Source organism: Pseudomonas sp. NPDC090208 (assembly GCF_044746785.1).
GTDB lineage: Bacteria > Pseudomonadota > Gammaproteobacteria > Pseudomonadales > Pseudomonadaceae > Aquipseudomonas.
Window position 1 is genome coordinate 25,626 of sequence record NZ_JBIVCU010000012.1, and the last position, 17,033, is coordinate 42,658.

At 60.9% G+C, this 17,033-nt stretch carries 19 protein-coding genes and 3 tRNA genes; 12 read left to right on the forward strand and 10 right to left on the reverse strand.

The window, feature by feature from the left end; genetic code table 11:
- Nucleotides 1-7 precede the first annotated feature (7 nt).
- Complete coding sequence (locus ACIPL0_RS19740; RefSeq protein WP_400598863.1) at nt 8-991, reverse strand: MDR family oxidoreductase; 984 nt, start codon at nt 989-991, stop codon at nt 8-10.
- 47 nt (nt 992-1,038) lie between these two features.
- Nucleotides 1,039-1,677: a TetR/AcrR family transcriptional regulator gene (locus ACIPL0_RS19745; protein WP_400598861.1), complete on the reverse strand. Its 639-nt coding sequence runs from the start codon at nt 1,675-1,677 to the stop codon at nt 1,039-1,041.
- 133 nt (nt 1,678-1,810) lie between these two features.
- Between ACIPL0_RS19745 and ACIPL0_RS19750 the strand changes: the two genes are divergently transcribed.
- The 9 genes from ACIPL0_RS19750 (at nt 1,811) to ACIPL0_RS19790 (ending at nt 10,557) form a co-directional block, all read left to right on the forward strand.
- Nucleotides 1,811-2,893: an NAD(P)H-dependent flavin oxidoreductase gene (locus ACIPL0_RS19750; RefSeq protein ID WP_400731571.1), complete on the forward strand. Its 1,083-nt coding sequence runs from the start codon at nt 1,811-1,813 to the stop codon at nt 2,891-2,893.
- Nucleotides 2,894-3,016: 123 nt separating this feature from the next.
- Nucleotides 3,017-3,784 carry a molybdate ABC transporter substrate-binding protein gene (gene modA, locus ACIPL0_RS19755; RefSeq protein ID WP_400598857.1) on the forward strand — a complete coding sequence of 256 codons (768 nt, stop codon included), beginning with the start codon at nt 3,017-3,019 and terminating at the stop codon, nt 3,782-3,784.
- A complete protein-coding gene (gene modB, locus ACIPL0_RS19760) occupies nt 3,785-4,465 on the forward strand; it encodes a molybdate ABC transporter permease subunit (protein WP_400598855.1) in 681 nt (226 codons plus the stop codon).
- Nucleotides 4,466-4,467: 2 nt separating this feature from the next.
- Nucleotides 4,468-5,556 carry a molybdenum ABC transporter ATP-binding protein gene (modC, locus tag ACIPL0_RS19765; RefSeq protein WP_400598853.1) on the forward strand — a complete coding sequence of 363 codons (1,089 nt, stop codon included), beginning with the start codon at nt 4,468-4,470 and terminating at the stop codon, nt 5,554-5,556.
- An 81-nt stretch (nt 5,557-5,637) separates the two neighbouring features.
- Nucleotides 5,638-6,744 (forward strand): DNA topoisomerase IB, encoded by a 1,107-nt coding sequence (locus ACIPL0_RS19770; RefSeq protein WP_400598851.1) that lies wholly within the window; start codon nt 5,638-5,640, stop codon nt 6,742-6,744.
- Nucleotides 6,745-6,781: 37 nt separating this feature from the next.
- Entirely contained in the window at nt 6,782-9,349 is a 2,568-nt protein-coding gene (locus tag ACIPL0_RS19775) for an excinuclease ABC subunit A (RefSeq protein ID WP_400598850.1), read from the forward strand.
- A 100-nt stretch (nt 9,350-9,449) separates the two neighbouring features.
- Nucleotides 9,450-9,803 carry a hypothetical protein gene (locus tag ACIPL0_RS19780; RefSeq protein ID WP_400598848.1) on the forward strand — a complete coding sequence of 118 codons (354 nt, stop codon included), beginning with the start codon at nt 9,450-9,452 and terminating at the stop codon, nt 9,801-9,803.
- Between the two features lie 176 nt (nt 9,804-9,979).
- Nucleotides 9,980-10,183, forward strand: a complete 204-nt coding sequence (locus ACIPL0_RS19785) for a hypothetical protein (RefSeq protein WP_400598846.1) — start codon at nt 9,980-9,982, stop codon at nt 10,181-10,183.
- 110 nt (nt 10,184-10,293) lie between these two features.
- The gene (locus ACIPL0_RS19790) at nt 10,294-10,557 is read left to right on the forward strand and encodes a hypothetical protein (RefSeq protein ID WP_400598844.1); all 264 of its coding nucleotides are present in this window, start codon (nt 10,294-10,296) and stop codon (nt 10,555-10,557) included.
- A gap of 102 nt (nt 10,558-10,659) precedes the next feature.
- Here the strand turns inward: ACIPL0_RS19790 and ACIPL0_RS19795 are convergent, their stop codons facing one another.
- A complete protein-coding gene (locus ACIPL0_RS19795) occupies nt 10,660-11,478 on the reverse strand; it encodes a substrate-binding periplasmic protein (protein ID WP_400598843.1) in 819 nt (272 codons plus the stop codon).
- A gap of 182 nt (nt 11,479-11,660) precedes the next feature.
- Here ACIPL0_RS19795 and ACIPL0_RS19800 point away from each other — a divergent pair, with 182 nt between their 5' ends.
- Nucleotides 11,661-11,864, forward strand: a complete 204-nt coding sequence (locus ACIPL0_RS19800) for a hypothetical protein (protein ID WP_400598841.1) — start codon at nt 11,661-11,663, stop codon at nt 11,862-11,864.
- Nucleotides 11,865-11,961: 97 nt separating this feature from the next.
- Here the strand turns inward: ACIPL0_RS19800 and ACIPL0_RS19805 are convergent.
- The 7 genes from ACIPL0_RS19805 to ACIPL0_RS19835 all read right to left on the reverse strand — a co-directional run bounded on the left by ACIPL0_RS19805 (nt 11,962) and on the right by ACIPL0_RS19835 (nt 16,104).
- Nucleotides 11,962-12,048, reverse strand: a tRNA-Leu gene (locus ACIPL0_RS19805).
- 185 nt (nt 12,049-12,233) lie between these two features.
- Nucleotides 12,234-12,307 (reverse strand) — tRNA-Cys (locus tag ACIPL0_RS19810).
- A 46-nt stretch (nt 12,308-12,353) separates the two neighbouring features.
- A tRNA-Gly gene (locus ACIPL0_RS19815) sits at nt 12,354-12,429 on the reverse strand.
- Between the two features lie 61 nt (nt 12,430-12,490).
- Nucleotides 12,491-13,051 (reverse strand): CDP-diacylglycerol--glycerol-3-phosphate 3-phosphatidyltransferase, encoded by a 561-nt coding sequence (gene pgsA / locus ACIPL0_RS19820; protein WP_400598840.1) that lies wholly within the window; start codon nt 13,049-13,051, stop codon nt 12,491-12,493.
- 32 nt (nt 13,052-13,083) lie between these two features.
- A complete protein-coding gene (uvrC, locus tag ACIPL0_RS19825) occupies nt 13,084-14,907 on the reverse strand; it encodes an excinuclease ABC subunit UvrC (RefSeq protein ID WP_400598907.1) in 1,824 nt (607 codons plus the stop codon).
- 1 nt (nt 14,908) lies between these two features.
- On the reverse strand, nt 14,909-15,553 hold the full coding sequence (gene uvrY / locus ACIPL0_RS19830) for a UvrY/SirA/GacA family response regulator transcription factor (RefSeq protein ID WP_400598839.1): 645 nt from the start codon (nt 15,551-15,553) through the stop codon (nt 14,909-14,911).
- A gap of 194 nt (nt 15,554-15,747) precedes the next feature.
- A complete protein-coding gene (locus tag ACIPL0_RS19835; protein WP_400598837.1) occupies nt 15,748-16,104 on the reverse strand; it encodes a helix-turn-helix domain-containing protein in 357 nt (118 codons plus the stop codon).
- Between the two features lie 81 nt (nt 16,105-16,185).
- Between ACIPL0_RS19835 and ACIPL0_RS19840 the strand changes: the two genes are divergently transcribed.
- Together ACIPL0_RS19840 and ACIPL0_RS19845 are read left to right on the forward strand one after the other, a co-directional pair.
- Complete coding sequence (locus ACIPL0_RS19840; protein ID WP_400598835.1) at nt 16,186-16,419, forward strand: DNA-binding protein; 234 nt, start codon at nt 16,186-16,188, stop codon at nt 16,417-16,419.
- A 187-nt stretch (nt 16,420-16,606) separates the two neighbouring features.
- Nucleotides 16,607-16,750, forward strand: coding sequence for a hypothetical protein (locus ACIPL0_RS19845; protein WP_400598833.1), 144 nt, complete (start codon nt 16,607-16,609; stop codon nt 16,748-16,750).
- The last annotated feature ends 283 nt before the right edge of the window (nt 16,751-17,033 follow it).

Here is a 17,033-nt window from a genome sequence, read left to right on the forward strand (position 1 = left end):
TCGTCTTTCAACGCTGGGTATCGACCACCACCCGGCCGCGTACATGGCCGTCAAGCAGACGCCGCGCGGTATCGACCACTTCGCTCAAGCCGATTTCATGGCTGATCAACGGCAACAGCGACAGATCCAGATCGGTCGCCAGCCGCGCCCAGGCGTCGATGCGGTCCTGACGCGGGCGCATCACGCTATCGATGCCGGCCAGGGTCACGCCGCGCAGAATGAACGGCGCCACCGTCGCCGGAAACTCCATGCCCTGAGCCAGTCCACAGGCCGCCACAGTGCCGCGATAACGGGTGGCGGCGCAGATATTGGCGAGGGTGTGACTGCCCACTGAATCGATGGCCCCGGCCCAGCGCTCCTTCACCAGCGGTCGGCCCGGCTCGGACAACGTCGCCCGGTCGATGATTTCTGCGGCGCCAAGCTGCGTCAGGTAATTGCTTTCGTCCACGCGCCCGGTGGAGGCCACAACGCGGTAGCCCAGCTTCGCCAGAATGGCAATGGCAAAGCTACCGACACCGCCATTGGCGCCGGTCACCAGGATTTCGCCCTGGTCCGGAGTCACGCCATTCCGTTCCAGCGCCATGACGCTGAGCATCGCCGTGTAGCCCGCTGTGCCAATCGCCATGGCCTGCGCTGCGCTGAACGCTTCCGGCAGCGGAATCAGCCACTTACCCTGCAGCCGCGCCATTTGCGCCAGACCGCCCCAGTGCCCTTCGCCGACGCCCCAGCCGTTGAGCACCACTTGGTCTCCGGGTTTGAAGTCCGGGTCGCTGCTGGACGCCACCGTACCGGCCAGATCGACACCGGGCACCATGGGGAAACTGCGCACGATCGGTCCTTTGCCGGTGATCGCCAGGGCGTCCTTGTAGTTCAGCGTGCTGTACGCCACCCGCACGGTGACATCGCCGGCGGGCAGCTGCGCCTCGTCGATAGCGGTCAGGTTGGCGTGATAACCGGTGTCGTCCTTACTGATCAAAATGCCGTTGAACATGCAGCGTCTCCCGTATAGACCGATCGTCTAGAAACAGACCTGGAAAATCAGCGCGGCAAGCCGCGCAGAAATCCCCTGATGAATGTGTTCAGTGGTGCATCGCTTTGCACCAGCCGTGCGCGCAGTACTGCACCTTCCCAACCAATCCAGAAATAGGCCGCCAGTTCAGCGCAGTCGACATGCCGTGGCAGTTCACCCGCTTCGCGAGCCGCTTCGAAACAGGTAGTCAGGCGTCGCTGCCAGTCGAGAAAGGTGCTTTCCAGTGCGTCACGAAACCCGGCGGGTAACACGCTGACTTCCTGACCCATGTTGCCAACCAGGCAGCCACGCCGATAATCGTAGCGAGCCATGCTGGCCTTGGCGCTCTGCACGAAAGCGACCAGACGCTCCAGCGGCGACATCGATTCGTCGAGCAGCCAGCGGTCCAGCAGCCTTGCGAAATAAGTCGCGTAACTGTCGAGCACGGCCAGGCCGTACGCTTCCTTGCTGGCGAAGTAGTGATAAAAGGAGCCCTTCGGCACCCCGACCCGTTTGAGGATGCCGTCGATGCCAGTGGCCATGAAGCCCTGCTCGGTGAGGATTTCCACCCCGCAACGGATCAGCGCTTCACGGGTGTCGAAATCATCCGCCCGCTGGATTTTCGGCGGGCGGCCGGGTCGTCTGGGTTTTGCGATCAATTCATTCATGGGGTTGCATATTAGACCGACCGTCTATTAAATCAACCCATCGCGACAAAAGTCGTAGCATGCCGATTCGAAAACAAGCCTGACTTGCCGTTCTTTTTCCTGCTCCGCCATCTGCCCACTGGAGAATCCGCCCATGACCGCCTGGCCCGATACCCGCATCCTCAAACTGTTCGGCATTGAACAACCCATTCTGTTGTCGCCCATGGCCGGCGCGGCGGGTTCGGCCATGGCGATTGCCGTGGGCAAGGCTGGCGGGCTGCCGTCGCTGCCCTGCGCGATGCTCAGCCATGAGCAGATTCGTGAGGAAGTCGCACTGATCCGTGCCGGCACCCAGGCGCCGCTGAACCTGAACTTCTTCTGCCACCAGACCCCGGCGGCCAACCCGCAAGCCGATGAAGCGTGGAAAAACCTGCTCAAGCCTTATTACCAGGAACTGGGCGCCGATTTTGATGCACCCACCCCCACTTCCAGCCGTGCGCCGTTCGACGACGCGGCCTGCGCGCTGGTGGAAGAACTCAAACCGGAAGTGGTCAGCTTCCACTTCGGCCTGCCTGAAGCCAGCCTGCTGCAACGGGTCAAGGCCACTGGTGCCAAGGTGATCTCCTCGGCCACCACCGTCGAAGAAGCGGTCTGGCTGGAGCAGCATGGCTGTGACGCGATCATCGCCATGGGCTACGAAGCCGGCGGCCATCGCGGGATGTTCCTCAGTGATCAGCTCTATACCCAGGTCGGCACCATGGCTCTGGTGCCGCAGATCGCCGACGCGGTCAGCGTGCCGGTGATCGCGACCGGCGGCATCGCCGACAGCCGCGGCATTGCTGCCTCGTTCATGCTCGGTGCATCGGCCGTGCAACTGGGCACTACGTACCTGTTCACGCCGGAAGCCAAGGTGTCGAAACTGCACCACGCAGCGCTGCGCCAGGCTCAGGACAGCCAGACTGCGCTGACCAACCTGTTCACCGGCCGCCCGGCGCGGGGCATCGTCAACCGCATCATGCGCGAGATCGGCCCGGTCAACGCGGCCGCGCCAGCCTTCCCCACCGCAGGCGGCGCGCTGATGCCATTGCGGGCCAAGGCCGAACCCCAGGGCGACAACGGCTTCATGAACCTGTGGGCCGGCCAGGCCGTAGGCATCAAGCATGAACTGTCGGCGGAAACCCTGACCCGACAACTCGCCAGCGGGGCACTGGAAAAACTGAGCGGCAGCCGTCACTGAGGTTCAGCGCGCAAGAACAGGTTTCCTTGAGGCGACCACTCGCTATATATTCCGGTGGATAGCGTTTAGCCGGTATCCGGTCAGCGTCTGCGGTCACCTCATAAAAACACATGGAGCAGTTTCATGCGCGCAACGTCCCTTCGCGTCACTCTCAAATCCCTGGCCATTGCCGTTGCGGCCTTTTCGGCCAGCAGCGTCTTCGCCGACGAAGTCCAGGTAGCGGTCGCCGCCAACTTCACCGCGCCGATCCAGGCCATCGCCAAGGATTTCGAGAAGGACACCGGCCACAAGCTGGTGGCCTCCTTCGGCGCCACGGGTCAGTTTTACACCCAGATCAAGAACGGCGCGCCGTTTGAAGTGTTCCTCGCCGCCGACGACACCACCCCGGCCAAGCTTGAAAGCGAGAACGAAATCGTCAAGGGCTCGCGCTTCACCTACGCCGTCGGCACCCTGGCGCTGTGGTCGGCCAAGGAAGGTTATGTCGACGACAAGGGCCAGGTGCTCAAGGACAACAAGTTCGAACACCTGTCCATCGCCAACCCGAAAGCTGCGCCGTACGGCCTGGCTGCCACCCAGGTGCTGGACAAACTCGGCCTGACCGACGCCACCAAAGCCAAGATCGTCGAAGGCCAGAGCATCGCCCAGGCGTTTCAGTTCGTGCAGACCGGCAACGCCGAACTGGGCTTCGTCGCCCTCTCCCAGGTGTACAAGGACGGCAAGCTGAGCAGCGGTTCGGCGTGGATCGTCCCGGCCAACCTGCATGAACCGATCAAGCAGGACGCCGTCATCCTCAACAAAGGCAAGGACAACGCTGCCGCCAAGGCGCTGATGGACTACCTGAAAGGCCCGAAAGCCGCTGCCGTGATCAAGTCTTACGGATACCAGCTGTAAATGCCGCTGGGCAGTGCCGACCTCGCGGCCATCTGGTTGACGCTGAAACTGGCGTCGTTGACCACCGTCATTCTGCTGATCGTCGGCACGCCCATCGCCCTGTGGCTGGCGCGCACCCGCTCCTGGCTCAAGGGGCCGGTGGGCGCCGTGGTGGCGCTGCCATTGGTGCTGCCGCCTACAGTGATCGGTTTCTACCTGTTGCTGATGCTTGGCCCTAACGGTGCGCTGGGGCAATTCACCCAGAGCCTGGGGCTGGGCACTCTCACATTCAGTTTCTCAGGGCTGGTGATCGGCTCGGTGCTGTATTCGATGCCGTTCGTGGTGCAACCCCTGCAGAACGCGTTCGTCGCCATTGGTCCGCGTCCACTGGAGGTCGCTGCGACCCTGCGTGCCAACCGTTGGGACACGTTTTTTTCGGTGGTGCTGCCGCTGGCGCGCCCCGGGTTCGTCACCGGCGCCATCCTCGGCTTCGCCCACACCGTCGGCGAGTTCGGTGTGGTGCTGATGATCGGCGGCAACATTCCGGAAAAGACCCGGGTGGTGTCGACGCAGATCTACAACCATGTCGAGTCCATGGAATACGTGCAGGCCCACTGGCTGGCCGGCGCCATGCTGATCTTTTCTTTCCTGGTTCTGTTGGCGCTCTACTCCAGCGGCAAGACCAAAGCGGCCTGGAGTTGACCATGAGTGAAGCCATCGAAGTCCGCCTGAATGTGGACTTCCCCGAATTTGCTGTGAATGTCGACCTGGCCCTGCCGGGACGCGGCATCACTGCGCTGTACGGTCATTCCGGCTCCGGCAAGACCACCTGCCTGCGCTGCGTGGCCGGGCTGGAGAAGGCTGCGACCGGATTTATCCGAATCAACGGCGAAGTCTGGCAGGACAGCGCCAAAGGCGTTTTTCTCGCCCCGCACAAGCGCTCGCTGGGCTATGTGTTTCAGGAAGCCAGTCTGTTTCCGCACCTCACGGTCAAGGGCAATCTGGAATTTGGTTTCAAGCGCATTCGCCCTGCCGAGCGGCGGGTCAATCTGGAACAGGCCACTACGCTGCTGGGCATCGACCATCTGCTGAGCCGGCAATCGGACAAGCTCTCCGGCGGCGAACGCCAGCGGGTCGGTATTGCCCGCGCCCTGCTGACCAGTCCGCGCCTGTTGTTGCTGGACGAACCGCTGGCGGCGCTGGACCCACAGCGCAAAAGTGAAATCCTGCCGTATCTGGGGCGCCTGCACGACGAGCTGGACATTCCCATGCTCTACGTCAGCCACTCTCAGGATGAAGTCGCACGACTGGCCGATCATCTGGTGCTGCTCAGCGACGGCAAGGTGCTGGCCAGCGGGCCGATTGGCGAAACCCTGGCCCGCCTCGACCTGCCGCTGGCCATGGGCGACGACGCCGGCGTAGTCATCGAAGGCACCGTCAGCGACTACGACAGCGCTTATCACCTGGTCAGCGTACGCCTGCCGGCCAGCGAGCTGTCGATCCGTGTCGCGCACCTGCCGCTGGCGTCCGGCAAGCCGCTGCGTTTCAAGGTCCAGGCGCGCGATGTCAGCCTCAGTCTTGAAGCCGACGCGCCGAGCAGCATTCTCAATCGTCTGCCGGTGACGGTCATCAACGAAGTGCCGGCAGATAACGCGGCCCATGTACTGATTCGGCTGGACGCGGGAGGCTCGCCGTTGCTGGCGCGGATCACCCGTTTTTCCCGCGATCAGTTGCAGGTGTTTCCCGGCCAGCGGCTGTGGGCGCAAATCAAATCGGTGGCGCTGCTCGCCTGAACGCAAATTGTCGGCACCCCGGCGCGGCGGCAAGGTCAATGCAAAGACCACCCTCTGGTTCGATGCTCAGGAATGCCTGCCATGCCGGACGCCCTCACCCGTGATGCCGTTACCCGAGATGCGCTCATCCCGGCAGACTTGCCCAGGGATCTGCACTACGTCGACGACAGCCAGCCCGGCCTGAGCCGACGGATTCTGCGCGGCAAGTTTGCCTATTTCGACAGCAACGGCGAGCGCATCCGCGACGAGGAAGAAATTCGCCGCATCAACGCCCTGGCGATCCCGCCGGCTTACACCGACGTGTGGATCTGCGCCGACCCGCGCGGCCATCTGCAAGCCACCGGGCGCGACGCCCGGGGCCGCAAGCAGTACCGTTATCACCCGCGCTGGCGGGAAATTCGCGACGAAAACAAATACGCTCGGATGATCGCCTTCGGCAGCGCCCTGCCGAAAGTGCGCAAGCAACTGGAGGCGCAACTGGCGGTGCCGGGCATGGGCCGGGAAAAGGTCATGGCCGCCGTGGTGTCGTTGCTCGACCAGACGCTGATCCGCATCGGCAACAGCCAGTACGCCCGCGACAACCGCTCCTACGGCCTGACCACGCTGCGCAACAAACATGTCGATGTACACGGCAGCAAGATCCTCTTCCAGTTTCGCGGCAAGAGCGGCGTCGAACATCAAGTCAGCGTCACCGACCGGCGTCTGGCCAACATCATCAAGCGCTGCATGGAACTGCCGGGGCAGAACCTGTTTCAGTACCTGGACGACGACGGACAGCGCCACACGGTCAGTTCCTCCGACATCAATCAGTACCTGCACACCCTGACCGGCGCCGACTTCACCGCCAAGGACTACCGCACCTGGGCTGGCAGCGCCATGGCCCTGGCAACGTTGCGCAAACTGGACTGGGAACCGGAGGCCGACGCGAAAAAACACATCGTCGCGATGGTCAAGGAGGTCGCCCGCCTGCTGGGCAACACTCCGGCGGTGTGTCGCAAATGCTATATCCACCCGGCGGTTCTGGAGGCCTTCGTGATCGGCGAACTGGCCAGACTGCCGCGTTCACGCCAGCGCAAGGGTCTGCGCCTGGAAGAAGCCGCCCTCGCTGGTTTTCTTCAGGGCCTGCAGGCCGCCGAGGCGCTGCGCGAACAGAGCACCGACAAGTCGGGTAAGCTGCCCGAACGATGATCCTGCACTCAGCCCCTTTGCCTGAACGGAACCCTGCATGACCACAGCGCCACACGTGCCCGATGCCGATACGTCCCTCGTCCTGAGCAGCGCCACCGACCGACCGGGTTTCGTCAGGGTCCGTGGCGCCCGTGAACACAACCTCAAGGACGTCGACGTCGACATCCCCCGCGATGCGTTGGTGGTGTTTACCGGCGTGTCAGGGTCGGGCAAGTCGTCCCTGGCGTTTTCCACGTTGTATGCCGAAGCGCAGCGCCGCTACTTTGAATCGGTGGCGCCCTACGCGCGGCGCCTGATCGATCAGGTCGGCGTGCCGGATGTCGATTCGATCGACGGCCTGCCGCCAGCCGTGGCCCTGCAACAGCAGCGTGGCACGCCGAGCACGCGCTCGTCGGTGGGCAGCGTCACCACGCTGTCCAGCCTGATCCGCATGCTCTACTCCCGCGCCGGTCATTACCCGGCCGGACAACCGATGCTGTACGCCGAGGACTTTTCGCCGAATTTGCCTCAAGGCGCCTGCCCGGAATGCCACGGGCTGGGCCGGGTCTACGAAGTGCCAGAAGAACTGATGGTGCCGGACGATTCGCTGACCATCCGCCAGCGCGCCGTGGCCTCCTGGCCGCTGGCCTGGCAGGGTCAGAACCAGCGCGACATCCTCGTGACGCTGGGCTATGACGTCGATATCCCGTGGCGCGACCTGCCCAAGAAGCAGCGCGACTTCATTCTGTTCACCGAGGAGCAGCCCACCGCGCCGGTCTACGCCGGCCTGACCCCGGAAGAGACCCGCCGCGCCCTCAAGCGCAAGCAGGAACCGAGCTATCAGGGCACCTTCATCGGCGCTCGCCGCTACGTGCTGCACACCTTTACCCACTCGCAAAGCGCGCTGATGAAAAAGCGCGTGTCGCAGTTCATGCGCGGCAGCAACTGCCCGCTGTGCGACGGCAAACGCCTGAAGCGCGAAGCGCTGGCGGTGACCTTTGCCGGGCTGGACATCGGCGAGCTGTCGCGCATGCCGCTGCTGCGGCTGGCCGAGGTCTTGCGCCCGGTGGCCGAAGGCGTGGTGGCGGACAAGGCCACCTGCGACATGTCCATCGAAAAACGCCTGGCCGCCCAGCGTATTGCCCAGGACCTGCTGATGCGGGTCAGCACACTGACCGATCTCGGTCTGGGTTATCTGGCCCTGGAGCGCAGTACCCCGACCCTGTCGTCCGGTGAGTTGCAGCGGTTGCGCCTGGCAACACAACTGGGCTCACAACTGTTCGGCGTGATCTACGTGCTCGATGAGCCTTCGGCGGGGTTGCACCCGGCCGACAGCGAAGCGCTGTTCAATGCGCTGCAACAGCTCAAGGCTGCCGGCAACTCGCTGTTCGTGGTCGAGCACGATCTGGAAACCATGCGCCGCGCCGACTGGCTGATCGATGTCGGCCCGGCTGCCGGCGAGCATGGCGGCCAGGTGCTGTACAGCGGCCCGCCCGCCGGGCTGGCCGACATCGAGGCCTCGCAAACACGCCTGCACCTGTTCGCCGACCACAGCGAACTGCGCAGCCAGCGCCGACAACCGTCCGGCTGGTTGCGTCTGGAAGGCATCACCCGCAACAACCTCAACGAACTGGCGGCGGCGTTTCCCTTGGGCTGCTTCACCTCGGTGACCGGTATTTCCGGCTCGGGCAAATCCAGCCTGGTCAGCCAGGCGCTGCTGGAACTGGTCGGCGCCGCCCTCGGCGGCTCCCCTGCAAGCAACGAGGAAGAACAACCGAGCCTGGAGGATGACGCCCCAGTGCCCACCGGCGGGCGTATCGTTGCAGGCCTTGAGGCCATCAAGCGCCTGGTGCAGGTCGATCAGAAACCCATCGGCCGCACACCGCGCTCGAACCTCGCCACCTACACCGGCCTTTTCGACAACGTGCGCAAACTGTTCGCTGCCACGCCCGAAGCCAAGGCCGCCGGCTACGATGCCGGGCAATTTTCCTTCAACGTCGCCAAGGGCCGTTGCGCCGCCTGTGAAGGCGAGGGTTTCGTCAGCGTCGAATTGTTGTTCATGCCCAGCGTCTATGCGCCCTGCCCGACCTGTCATGGTGCCCGCTACAACCCGGACACCCTGGCCATCCACTGGCAAGGCCTGACCATCGCTCAGGTGCTGCAACTGACCGTCGAGCAAGCAGTAGAGGTGTTCGCCGAACAGCCTGCCGTGCTGCGCTCGCTGACCGTCCTGCGTGACATCGGCCTGGGCTATTTGCGTCTGGGGCAACCGGCGACGGAGCTCTCCGGCGGCGAAGCGCAACGCATCAAACTCGCCACCGAACTGCAACGCAACCCACGGGGCGCAACGCTGTATGTGCTCGATGAACCCACCACCGGCCTGCACCCCAGCGATGTCGACCGGTTGCTCAAACAGCTCAATACCCTGGTCGACAACGGCCATACGGTGATCGTCGTCGAACACGAAATGCGTGTCGTCGCGCAGAGCGACTGGGTCATCGACATCGGCCCCGGCGCGGGCGATCAGGGCGGGCGCATCGTTGTCAGCGACACGCCAGAGAACGTTGCGCTATCGAGTGCCAGCCGCACGGCGCCCTTCCTGCAACGGGTGTTGGGGGACTCGTAGAAAATATGAACTGTTTCAACGTGAGGGCTTCTACCTTTCAGACCGCATGTGACCCGCCAGGGAATCAGCGCTGTGATCAATCGACTGACGAGGCGAAGCCATGAACACCTTCATCCCGCTGGAAAAGCTGGCCCACACAGACCTCAACGACTTTCACGAGGTCTGGCTGACCACCCAGGAAACCTACCCGCAAGACCCGTCCCATGCCTACAGCCGCTGCCTGTGGCGGGCTGACCGCATCCTCACGGCAGATGTCGCCATCGACGACGAATACTTCCAGGACCTGCCTTGTCTGTGGCTGAAAGTCGGCGACCTCGACGACACCCAGGCCGTCGAGCAGATCGAACAGATCCTGAGAGACCGACTTGAAGCGCAGCACGTACCCGGGCAGTTCCATCCCGGAGAACGGCCGGACACCCACCATGCGTGCGATGCGCGAGACCTGCGCAGCTAGCCCGTTACCGTCGAACCAGCCTCGTCGGCCTGCCCTCAAGAAGCGGGCCGACGCATCCGCTCAGCGCGGACGTTTTGCAAATCTTGCAAACAGCATCACATCTCGTTCAACCATAATGGCAAATAAGCATCACAAAACTATGCTTGGCTCTCTGCCCGCCCCACGGAGCCCTTTGCATGGAACGCATCGAACACGCCATCACCCTCCTCCAGTCCCTCATCGCCTGCCAGACCAGCACCACCGAGGCGTTGATCCAGATTGCCCATGAAATGGAAAACGGCCACGTGGCAGCGTTATCGCTGGAGAAACTGCAGATCATCGAGCGCACGCAACTGATCGTCACCGCCTGCGTCAAGGAGCTGGCGACCAAGCAGATGTAACCTGCTTTCCGCGCCGCCTCTCGGCCCAGCCCCCACCCGGCCGGACTCGCGTCTACCCTGAAGGATGCACAATCTCTGATTTGCCGAACGCTCGGCAAAGGAGCCTCGACATGGGCAAGCGCATCCTGTCAGCCATCTTCGCCACCCTCCTCCTTGGCGGCCCCGCCTCCCTCGCTCTCGCAGAAGATGAAGTCGCCAAAAGCGTGAAGCAGGACAACAGCGAGATCGACAAGGCCATCGATCACGAAGCGAAAGAGTTCGACCAGAAACCCCATAAAAACAGGGAAGACGCCGACGACGAGCTTAAACACGAAGAGGGAGAGCTGGACAAGCCCGGGAAACCTGTGGATGGCGGGTCGAAGAAGCGTCCGTGAGTAACAATGCGCGCTGACCGGACTGGCGACCGGCTCGACGCTCTGTACACTCAGAGCCTGGATTGAATTGAAATCAGGACGCTGACGCAGCAGAGATAAGAATCAAGGGTTCAGCCCGCTTTGCTGCTGCTTGTTCCATAACTCCAGATTTCGCTCGACGAAGGTTTGCGGCAAGGCGCCCGAGGCGATGTTCTCCATCTCGGCGGTCAAGCGCTGACGTAATGACGGTTGATTGCAATTGGAGTTCTGCGACAGCGCCAGATAAAGCCCCTCACTGGAAACCGGCGGTTCCAGCGCAATCACCGCGCCCTCGACGCCCAACTTGAGGGCCAGCGCCTTGCCCGGAAATTGCTCGAAAATCACATAATCGTTGCGCTTGTGGATCAGTTTTTGAAATGCCTGGCTTGCCGTTGGCACTGCTTCCAGTGAAAGGTTGGCCTTTGCGTAATCATCGAACGCCTGACCATTACTGTTGTTGACGAGAGTTCCGCCATTGCGCCCGATCAAATCCGACCACTTGTGATAGACAAATGCATCCTGGGGCCGCACCCAGACCATGCTGGGCGTGAACAGAAACGGCGGATAAATGAAGTCCACGACTTGCTGACGTTCTTTGGTGAAAAAGTACCCGGCCAGCATATCGATACGCCCGGCCCGAACTTCTTCCTGAGCCCTGGACCACGGGCCCGCGTAAACCATCTCGATATCGAGCCCCAACCGCGAGCCGAGATACTTGATCAAATCGGCGTTAGCGCCAATAAGCCGCTGTGTATTCGAGGGATCTCGCCAGAGATAAGGCGGGTATTCAGCATTTCCCGTTGCAATCAGGTGACTGCAATCATCTGCACTCCATGCAGCCTTGGGCATCAGCAAGCTTACGGTCGTGAGCAATAACAACCAGCATGAAAATCGCTCCATCATTCGGGACCTCTGATGTCGTTGGCCATCAACCCGCTTGCAGGTAACGCCTGAGTGTAGTCCGAGTTTCGAGCAGACCTGCGGCTGTTCGCGTCGTACACCGGCATCTTCGGCACAATGCCTTCCTCCCTTCTGGCGTGCAGACGAAATGATAGGATGCGCGCTCAACTACGGAGGTCTGTGCAGTGCGAATGCTGGGTTATGCGGTAATGATTGTCGGGCTGATCGCAGTCGTTGCCTCCATGAATATCGATGTGACCATCAATCATGGCGCCGGTCCCCTGGTGGACCAGGGGCTGGTGACGATGCGGCGTCAATTGACAATTCTGAGCGCAATTCTTGCTGCCGGCGGCGTCATCATCAGTGTGTTTGGTGGGCGCAAACGCTGAAGAAAAGACAACAAGGAAGTGTGAAGAGGCGCTGGAATCAAGGAAGGCTTAAAACGACTCAGGCGCTTCGGAAAGTTCCGTAAGCGCCTGATCTATATGGTGCCCCGAGCCGGAGTCGAACCGGCACATCCTTTCGGACGACGGATTTTAAGTCCGGTGTGTCTACCAATTTCACCATCGGGGCATGGACTTTGTGTGCCTGGCTGAAAACAGCAATCCAGAGCTGCTGTAGAGGCCGACAAGAGCTGGGAATATATACATCCCTACCCAGTGAAGCAAGTTCGACGCCTATCCAAATGCGACAAAAACATTTTCCTGCTGGAAATAAAAAAGCTCTGTAAATCAGCGATCTACAGAGCTTGTTTATAGTGGAGGCCGAGGTCGGAATCGAACCGGCGTAAGCGGATTTGCAATCCGCGGCATAACCATTTTGCTACTCGGCCCCAAACGCAAAGTATCAATACAACCAATACTTTACGCATTCAAAACTGGAGCGGGAAACGAGACTCGAACTCGCGACCCCGACCTTGGCAAGGTCGTGCTCTACCAACTGAGCTATTCCCGCTTGGTGTGGGCGCCATTCTATAGATTCGAACGACCCCGTCAACCCCTTGATTTAAAAAAACTTATTTTTCTTCTGTCGTTGCACGCAGATGCGGCCAGGCCGCTCTCAGATATTGCACCATGGACCACAGGGTCAGCCCTGCCGCAATCATCAGCAGCAGATAACCCAATACCACCCAGAAGGTAAACGCCGGCGGGTTCGCCAGCAGGATGACCAGCGCCAGCATCTGCGCGGCGGTTTTCCATTTACCTAGATTGGAGACGGCAACCTGAGCGCGTGCGCCCAGCTCGGCCATCCATTCGCGCAACGCGGAAATCACGATTTCGCGACCGATGATGACGGCTGCCGGCAGCGTCAGCCAGAAATTGGCATGGGCCTGAACCAGCAGCACCAGCGCCACGGCCACCATCAGCTTGTCCGCCACCGGATCGAGGAACGCACCGAACGGTGTGCTCTGCTCCAGTCGGCGGGCCAGATAACCATCCAGCCAGTCAGTGGCAGCGGCCAGCGCGAACACCGAACTGGCGGCGGCATAGCTCCAGTGATAAGGCAAATAGAACAGCAGAATGAAGATCGGAATCAGCAGGACACGTAAAACGGTGATCAGATTAGGGATATTCATCGGCACAACTGGCTACGAGGTGAGCGGGCATTCTACTCGCTGTGCAGGTTCGCATAAATCGACTCTGCGAGCTTTTTGCTGATTCCAGGCGCTTTGGCGATTTCTTCGACACTGGCACGGGACAATTCCTGCAAGCCACCGAAGTGTTTCAGCAGGTCGCGTCGCCGTGTCGGCCCTACCCCGGCAACGCCTTCGAGGGTCGATGTGCGCCGGGTCTTGCCGCGCCGCGCACGGTGCCCGGTAATGGCGAAGCGGTGGGCTTCGTCACGAATCTGCTGGATCAGGTGCAGCGCTGGCGAATCTCCGCGCAGGGTGAATTCATGCGCAGCGTCGTTGAGGTACAGGGTTTCGAAACCGGCCTTGCGCGTCGTGCCCTTGGCCACGCCCAGCAGAATCAGATCGGGCACCGCCAGTTCATTCATCACGTCGCGGGCCATGTTCAACTGGCCCTTGCCGCCGTCCACCAGCAGGATGTCCGGCAACTTGCCCTCGCCGTCCTTGATCTTGCCGAAGCGGCGGGTCAGCGCCTGGTGCATGGCGGCGTAGTCATCGCCAGGGGTGACGCCTTCGATGTTGTAGCGGCGATAGTCCGACTTGATCGGCCCTTCCGGTCCGAAGACCACGCACGATGCCACGGTCGCCTCACCGCTGGAGTGACTGATGTCATAGCACTCCAGGCGCTGTGGTGGTTCGTCCAGCTTGAGCACTTCGGCCAGTGCTTCGAAGCGCGCCGCCACATGTTGCCGGTTGGCGAGCCGTGCCGCGAGCGCCTGTTCGGCATTGGTCACTGCCAGTTGTTGCCAGCGCGCCCGCGTACCGCGTACACGATGGCTGATGGCAATCTCCCGGCCACGAGAAGCCTCGATGGCTTCGATCAGCGCCGGGAAGTCTTCGTTGACCACGTTGACGATCACTTCGCTCGGCAACTCGCGCTCGCCACCACCGAGAAAGTATTGCGCCAGAAACGCCGACATGACCTCGCCGACTTCCTCCTCGATACCCACCTGCGGAAAGAAGTTCTTGCTGCCCAGCACCCGGCCGCCACGCACGCTGATCAGGTGCACGCACGCACCACCCGGGTTGACGAATGCCGCAACCACGTCGACATCTCCGTTGCCGCCTTCCATGCTCTGCTGATCCTGAACCCGACGCAGCAGAGCAATCTGGTCACGCAACTCGGCGGCATGCTCGAAATCCAGCGCCGTGGCTGCCTTTTCCATCGACGCATTCAGCTCATCGCTCAAGGCATTGCTGCGCCCTTCGAGGAACATCACCGAGTGGCGAACGTCTTCGGCATACACATCTGGCTCGACGAAATTCACGCACGGCGCCTTACAGCGCTTGATCTGATATTGCAGACAGGGTCGCGTGCGGTTCTTGTAGAAGCTGTCCTCGCACTGACGCACGTGGAAGGTCTTCTGCAGGATGCTCAGGCTCTCGCGAATCGCCCCGGCGCTCGGGTACGGGCCGAAATAGCGCCCCTTGGCCTTTTTTGCGCCACGGTGAATGCTCAGCCGTGGAAACTCGCCATCGGACAGATGCACATAAGGGTAGGATTTGTCGTCACGCAGCAAGATGTTGTACGGCGGGCGCGACTCCTTGATCAGCGTCTGCTCCAGCAGCAACGCCTCGGTTTCGTTGGCGGTGATGGTGGTTTCGACCTGGGCGATACGACCCACCAGCGCGCTGGTTTTCGGCGCGTGTCCGGTCTTGCGGAAATAGCTGGAGAGGCGTTTTTTGAGGTTCTTGGCCTTGCCCACATAAAGCAGCCGCCCGTCGACATCGAACATGCGATAGACACCGGGACGGCCACTGCAGGTGGCCAGGAACGCGCTTGGATCGAACGATTGGGTCATTTCAGGCGTTGGCATCGACCATGCCGTGACGCACGGCCAGCAATGCGAGCTCGACATCACTGCCGATCGAAAGCTTCTCGAAGATGCGATAACGGTAGGTGTTCACGGTCTTGGGCGACAGGCAAAGCTTGTCGGAAATCGTCTGCACTTTCTGGCAGCCGACAATCATCAGCGCGATCTGGATTTCCCGCTCGGAGAGCAGATCGAACGGTGAGTTGGTGGTTTGTGGCTGGAACGACTTGAGCGCCAGTTGCTGGGCAATCTGCGGGCTGATGTAACGCTGGCCCGCGAACACCAGGCGAATGGCCTGGACCATTTCGGTAAGCCCCGCGCCCTTGGTCATGTAGCCGGCGGCACCGGCCTGCAACAGACGGGTCGGAAACGGATCTTCTTCGCAGACGGTGACGGCGACCACCTTCATGTCCGGGTGGCTGCGCATCAGTTTGCGCGTTGCTTCCAGACCGCCGATGCCCGGCATCTTGACGTCCATCAGAACGACATCGGGTTTGAGTTCACGGGCTTTCTTCAGCGACTCTTCGCCGGAATCGGCCTGCCCGACCACCTGCAACCCGTCGATGTCGGCCAACATGCGTGTGATACCTGTCCGAACCAGATCATGGTCATCGACAACCAGCACCCTAATCAAGCAGACACCTCACGGAACAATTTCATGACGACTGCTCGTCACCTTAACAAAAAGAAAGCACAGGACCTAGCGCGGAGCGCGGTTCTGCGGCCATGCCAGATCAACAATAGCGGAGCCGACACGCTATCACTATCAGGCATGGAATTCGCAAAAATCTTCAAACGCGCGCTTGTACTGAAGAAGAGACAAATCTGTCAGGAGGAAAGCTTCTTTTCCGCCGAGTACGAAGCCTTGTACTCCGCAAGCGTAGTGGTCAGACGGCGGATGGCGTCCTGATCCTCCTTGACCAGCGTGCGGTAATTGCCCAGCACTCGTTCCTCGATCTCGCTGAGATCTTCAAGCGGAGCAGGCGTCCGCGTGCCCGTCAGCACATAGAGGACATCCACACCCTTGGCTGCGACGGCCGCCAGGTAGTCAGCCTTGGGCGTGCGATCACCGTTTTCGTACTTCCCTTGAGCGTTGGCCTCGACACCGCCGATCTCTCCAAATGCGCGTTGCGACAGCCCCAAACGCTCTCGTTCTTCCCTAAGCCGGATTCCGATTCCACTCATTTGAATGCATAACCTTGTTGACCCCATCCGTACGAATGGTAGAATTGAACGAATTTGAACAAACTTGAACGGTTTTGAACTATGCCCGGAACCCGCACCGCTGCACAAGCCAAGGCCTGGCTTGAACAACAGGGCAAATCTGTTCAAGAGTTTGCTCGCGAAAACAGCGTGGATCCGGCGACGACCTACCAGATTCTTTCGGGCCGCAAAAAAGGCAGGCGCGGTGAAGCACACAAGGTTGCCGTGCTTCTGGGAATGAAGATTGGCGTCATTCCCGGCGAATCCGTCAGCGAAACCAACACGTCCGCAGATTAGAGTGTTTAGGCGAGATCGTTTGTAGGAGGCTTCCTTTATGAGCAGCCGTTATTCCTACATAAGCAACTCCACTTTTACTTGTTTTGTGTAGGTCGTTTACTGCCACTCAATCGACCCCATTGAATTTTCCAATTGAATAACCGCCTGCCGCTGAAGTAAGCTCGCCGACATTCCACGGAGACAGACCATGTTGCCTTCCACCCTTTCATCGCTGCACCGCACTGCCGAAGCCTCGCGCCCGGCGGCTGACGTTGCTGCATGGAACGTGCAGGCTGCGGTTGCTTCCGTTTCGTATTTTTATGGGTATTGGTTTAGCCACTGGCGCGCCTGATACCCAAACGGCGCCCACGAATCACGGGACGCCAACCAGAGAACTCTCTAACCCCCGGTCGGCCTCCCCGACCGGGGGTTTCGTTTTTCTGGCCCCACACTTTTCAAACACCGTTTTCGTATTGAGGAACAGCACATGTACTACAGCCACTATTACCGCAACGACATCGACTTCGCCTGGCGATTTAGCAACCTCCGTTCGGGCCAGCCTGCCGCCTCCGATCGGTCACTTCATGGTGGCAAACACGCACTCACATGCCATACGCCTCATTGTCGAACACCTG

Coding starts and splice junctions, on each gene's coding strand:
- ACIPL0_RS19740 (WP_400598863.1), bottom strand. CDS start 991: ATGTTCAACGGCATTTTGATCAGTAAGGACGACACCGGTTATCACGCC.
- ACIPL0_RS19745 (WP_400598861.1), bottom strand. CDS start 1,677: ATGAATGAATTGATCGCAAAACCCAGACGACCCGGCCGCCCGCCGAAA.
- ACIPL0_RS19750 (WP_400731571.1), top strand. CDS start 1,811: ATGACCGCCTGGCCCGATACCCGCATCCTCAAACTGTTCGGCATTGAA.
- modA (WP_400598857.1), top strand. CDS start 3,017: ATGCGCGCAACGTCCCTTCGCGTCACTCTCAAATCCCTGGCCATTGCC.
- modB (WP_400598855.1), top strand. CDS start 3,785: ATGCCGCTGGGCAGTGCCGACCTCGCGGCCATCTGGTTGACGCTGAAA.
- modC (WP_400598853.1), top strand. CDS start 4,468: ATGAGTGAAGCCATCGAAGTCCGCCTGAATGTGGACTTCCCCGAATTT.
- ACIPL0_RS19770 (WP_400598851.1), top strand. CDS start 5,638: ATGCCGGACGCCCTCACCCGTGATGCCGTTACCCGAGATGCGCTCATC.
- ACIPL0_RS19775 (WP_400598850.1), top strand. CDS start 6,782: ATGACCACAGCGCCACACGTGCCCGATGCCGATACGTCCCTCGTCCTG.
- ACIPL0_RS19780 (WP_400598848.1), top strand. CDS start 9,450: ATGAACACCTTCATCCCGCTGGAAAAGCTGGCCCACACAGACCTCAAC.
- ACIPL0_RS19785 (WP_400598846.1), top strand. CDS start 9,980: ATGGAACGCATCGAACACGCCATCACCCTCCTCCAGTCCCTCATCGCC.
- ACIPL0_RS19790 (WP_400598844.1), top strand. CDS start 10,294: ATGGGCAAGCGCATCCTGTCAGCCATCTTCGCCACCCTCCTCCTTGGC.
- ACIPL0_RS19795 (WP_400598843.1), bottom strand. CDS start 11,478: ATGATGGAGCGATTTTCATGCTGGTTGTTATTGCTCACGACCGTAAGC.
- pgsA (WP_400598840.1), bottom strand. CDS start 13,051: ATGAATATCCCTAATCTGATCACCGTTTTACGTGTCCTGCTGATTCCG.
- uvrC (WP_400598907.1), bottom strand. CDS start 14,907: ATGACCCAATCGTTCGATCCAAGCGCGTTCCTGGCCACCTGCAGTGGC.
- ACIPL0_RS19835 (WP_400598837.1), bottom strand. CDS start 16,104: ATGAGTGGAATCGGAATCCGGCTTAGGGAAGAACGAGAGCGTTTGGGG.
- ACIPL0_RS19840 (WP_400598835.1), top strand. CDS start 16,186: ATGCCCGGAACCCGCACCGCTGCACAAGCCAAGGCCTGGCTTGAACAA.
- ACIPL0_RS19845 (WP_400598833.1), top strand. CDS start 16,607: ATGTTGCCTTCCACCCTTTCATCGCTGCACCGCACTGCCGAAGCCTCG.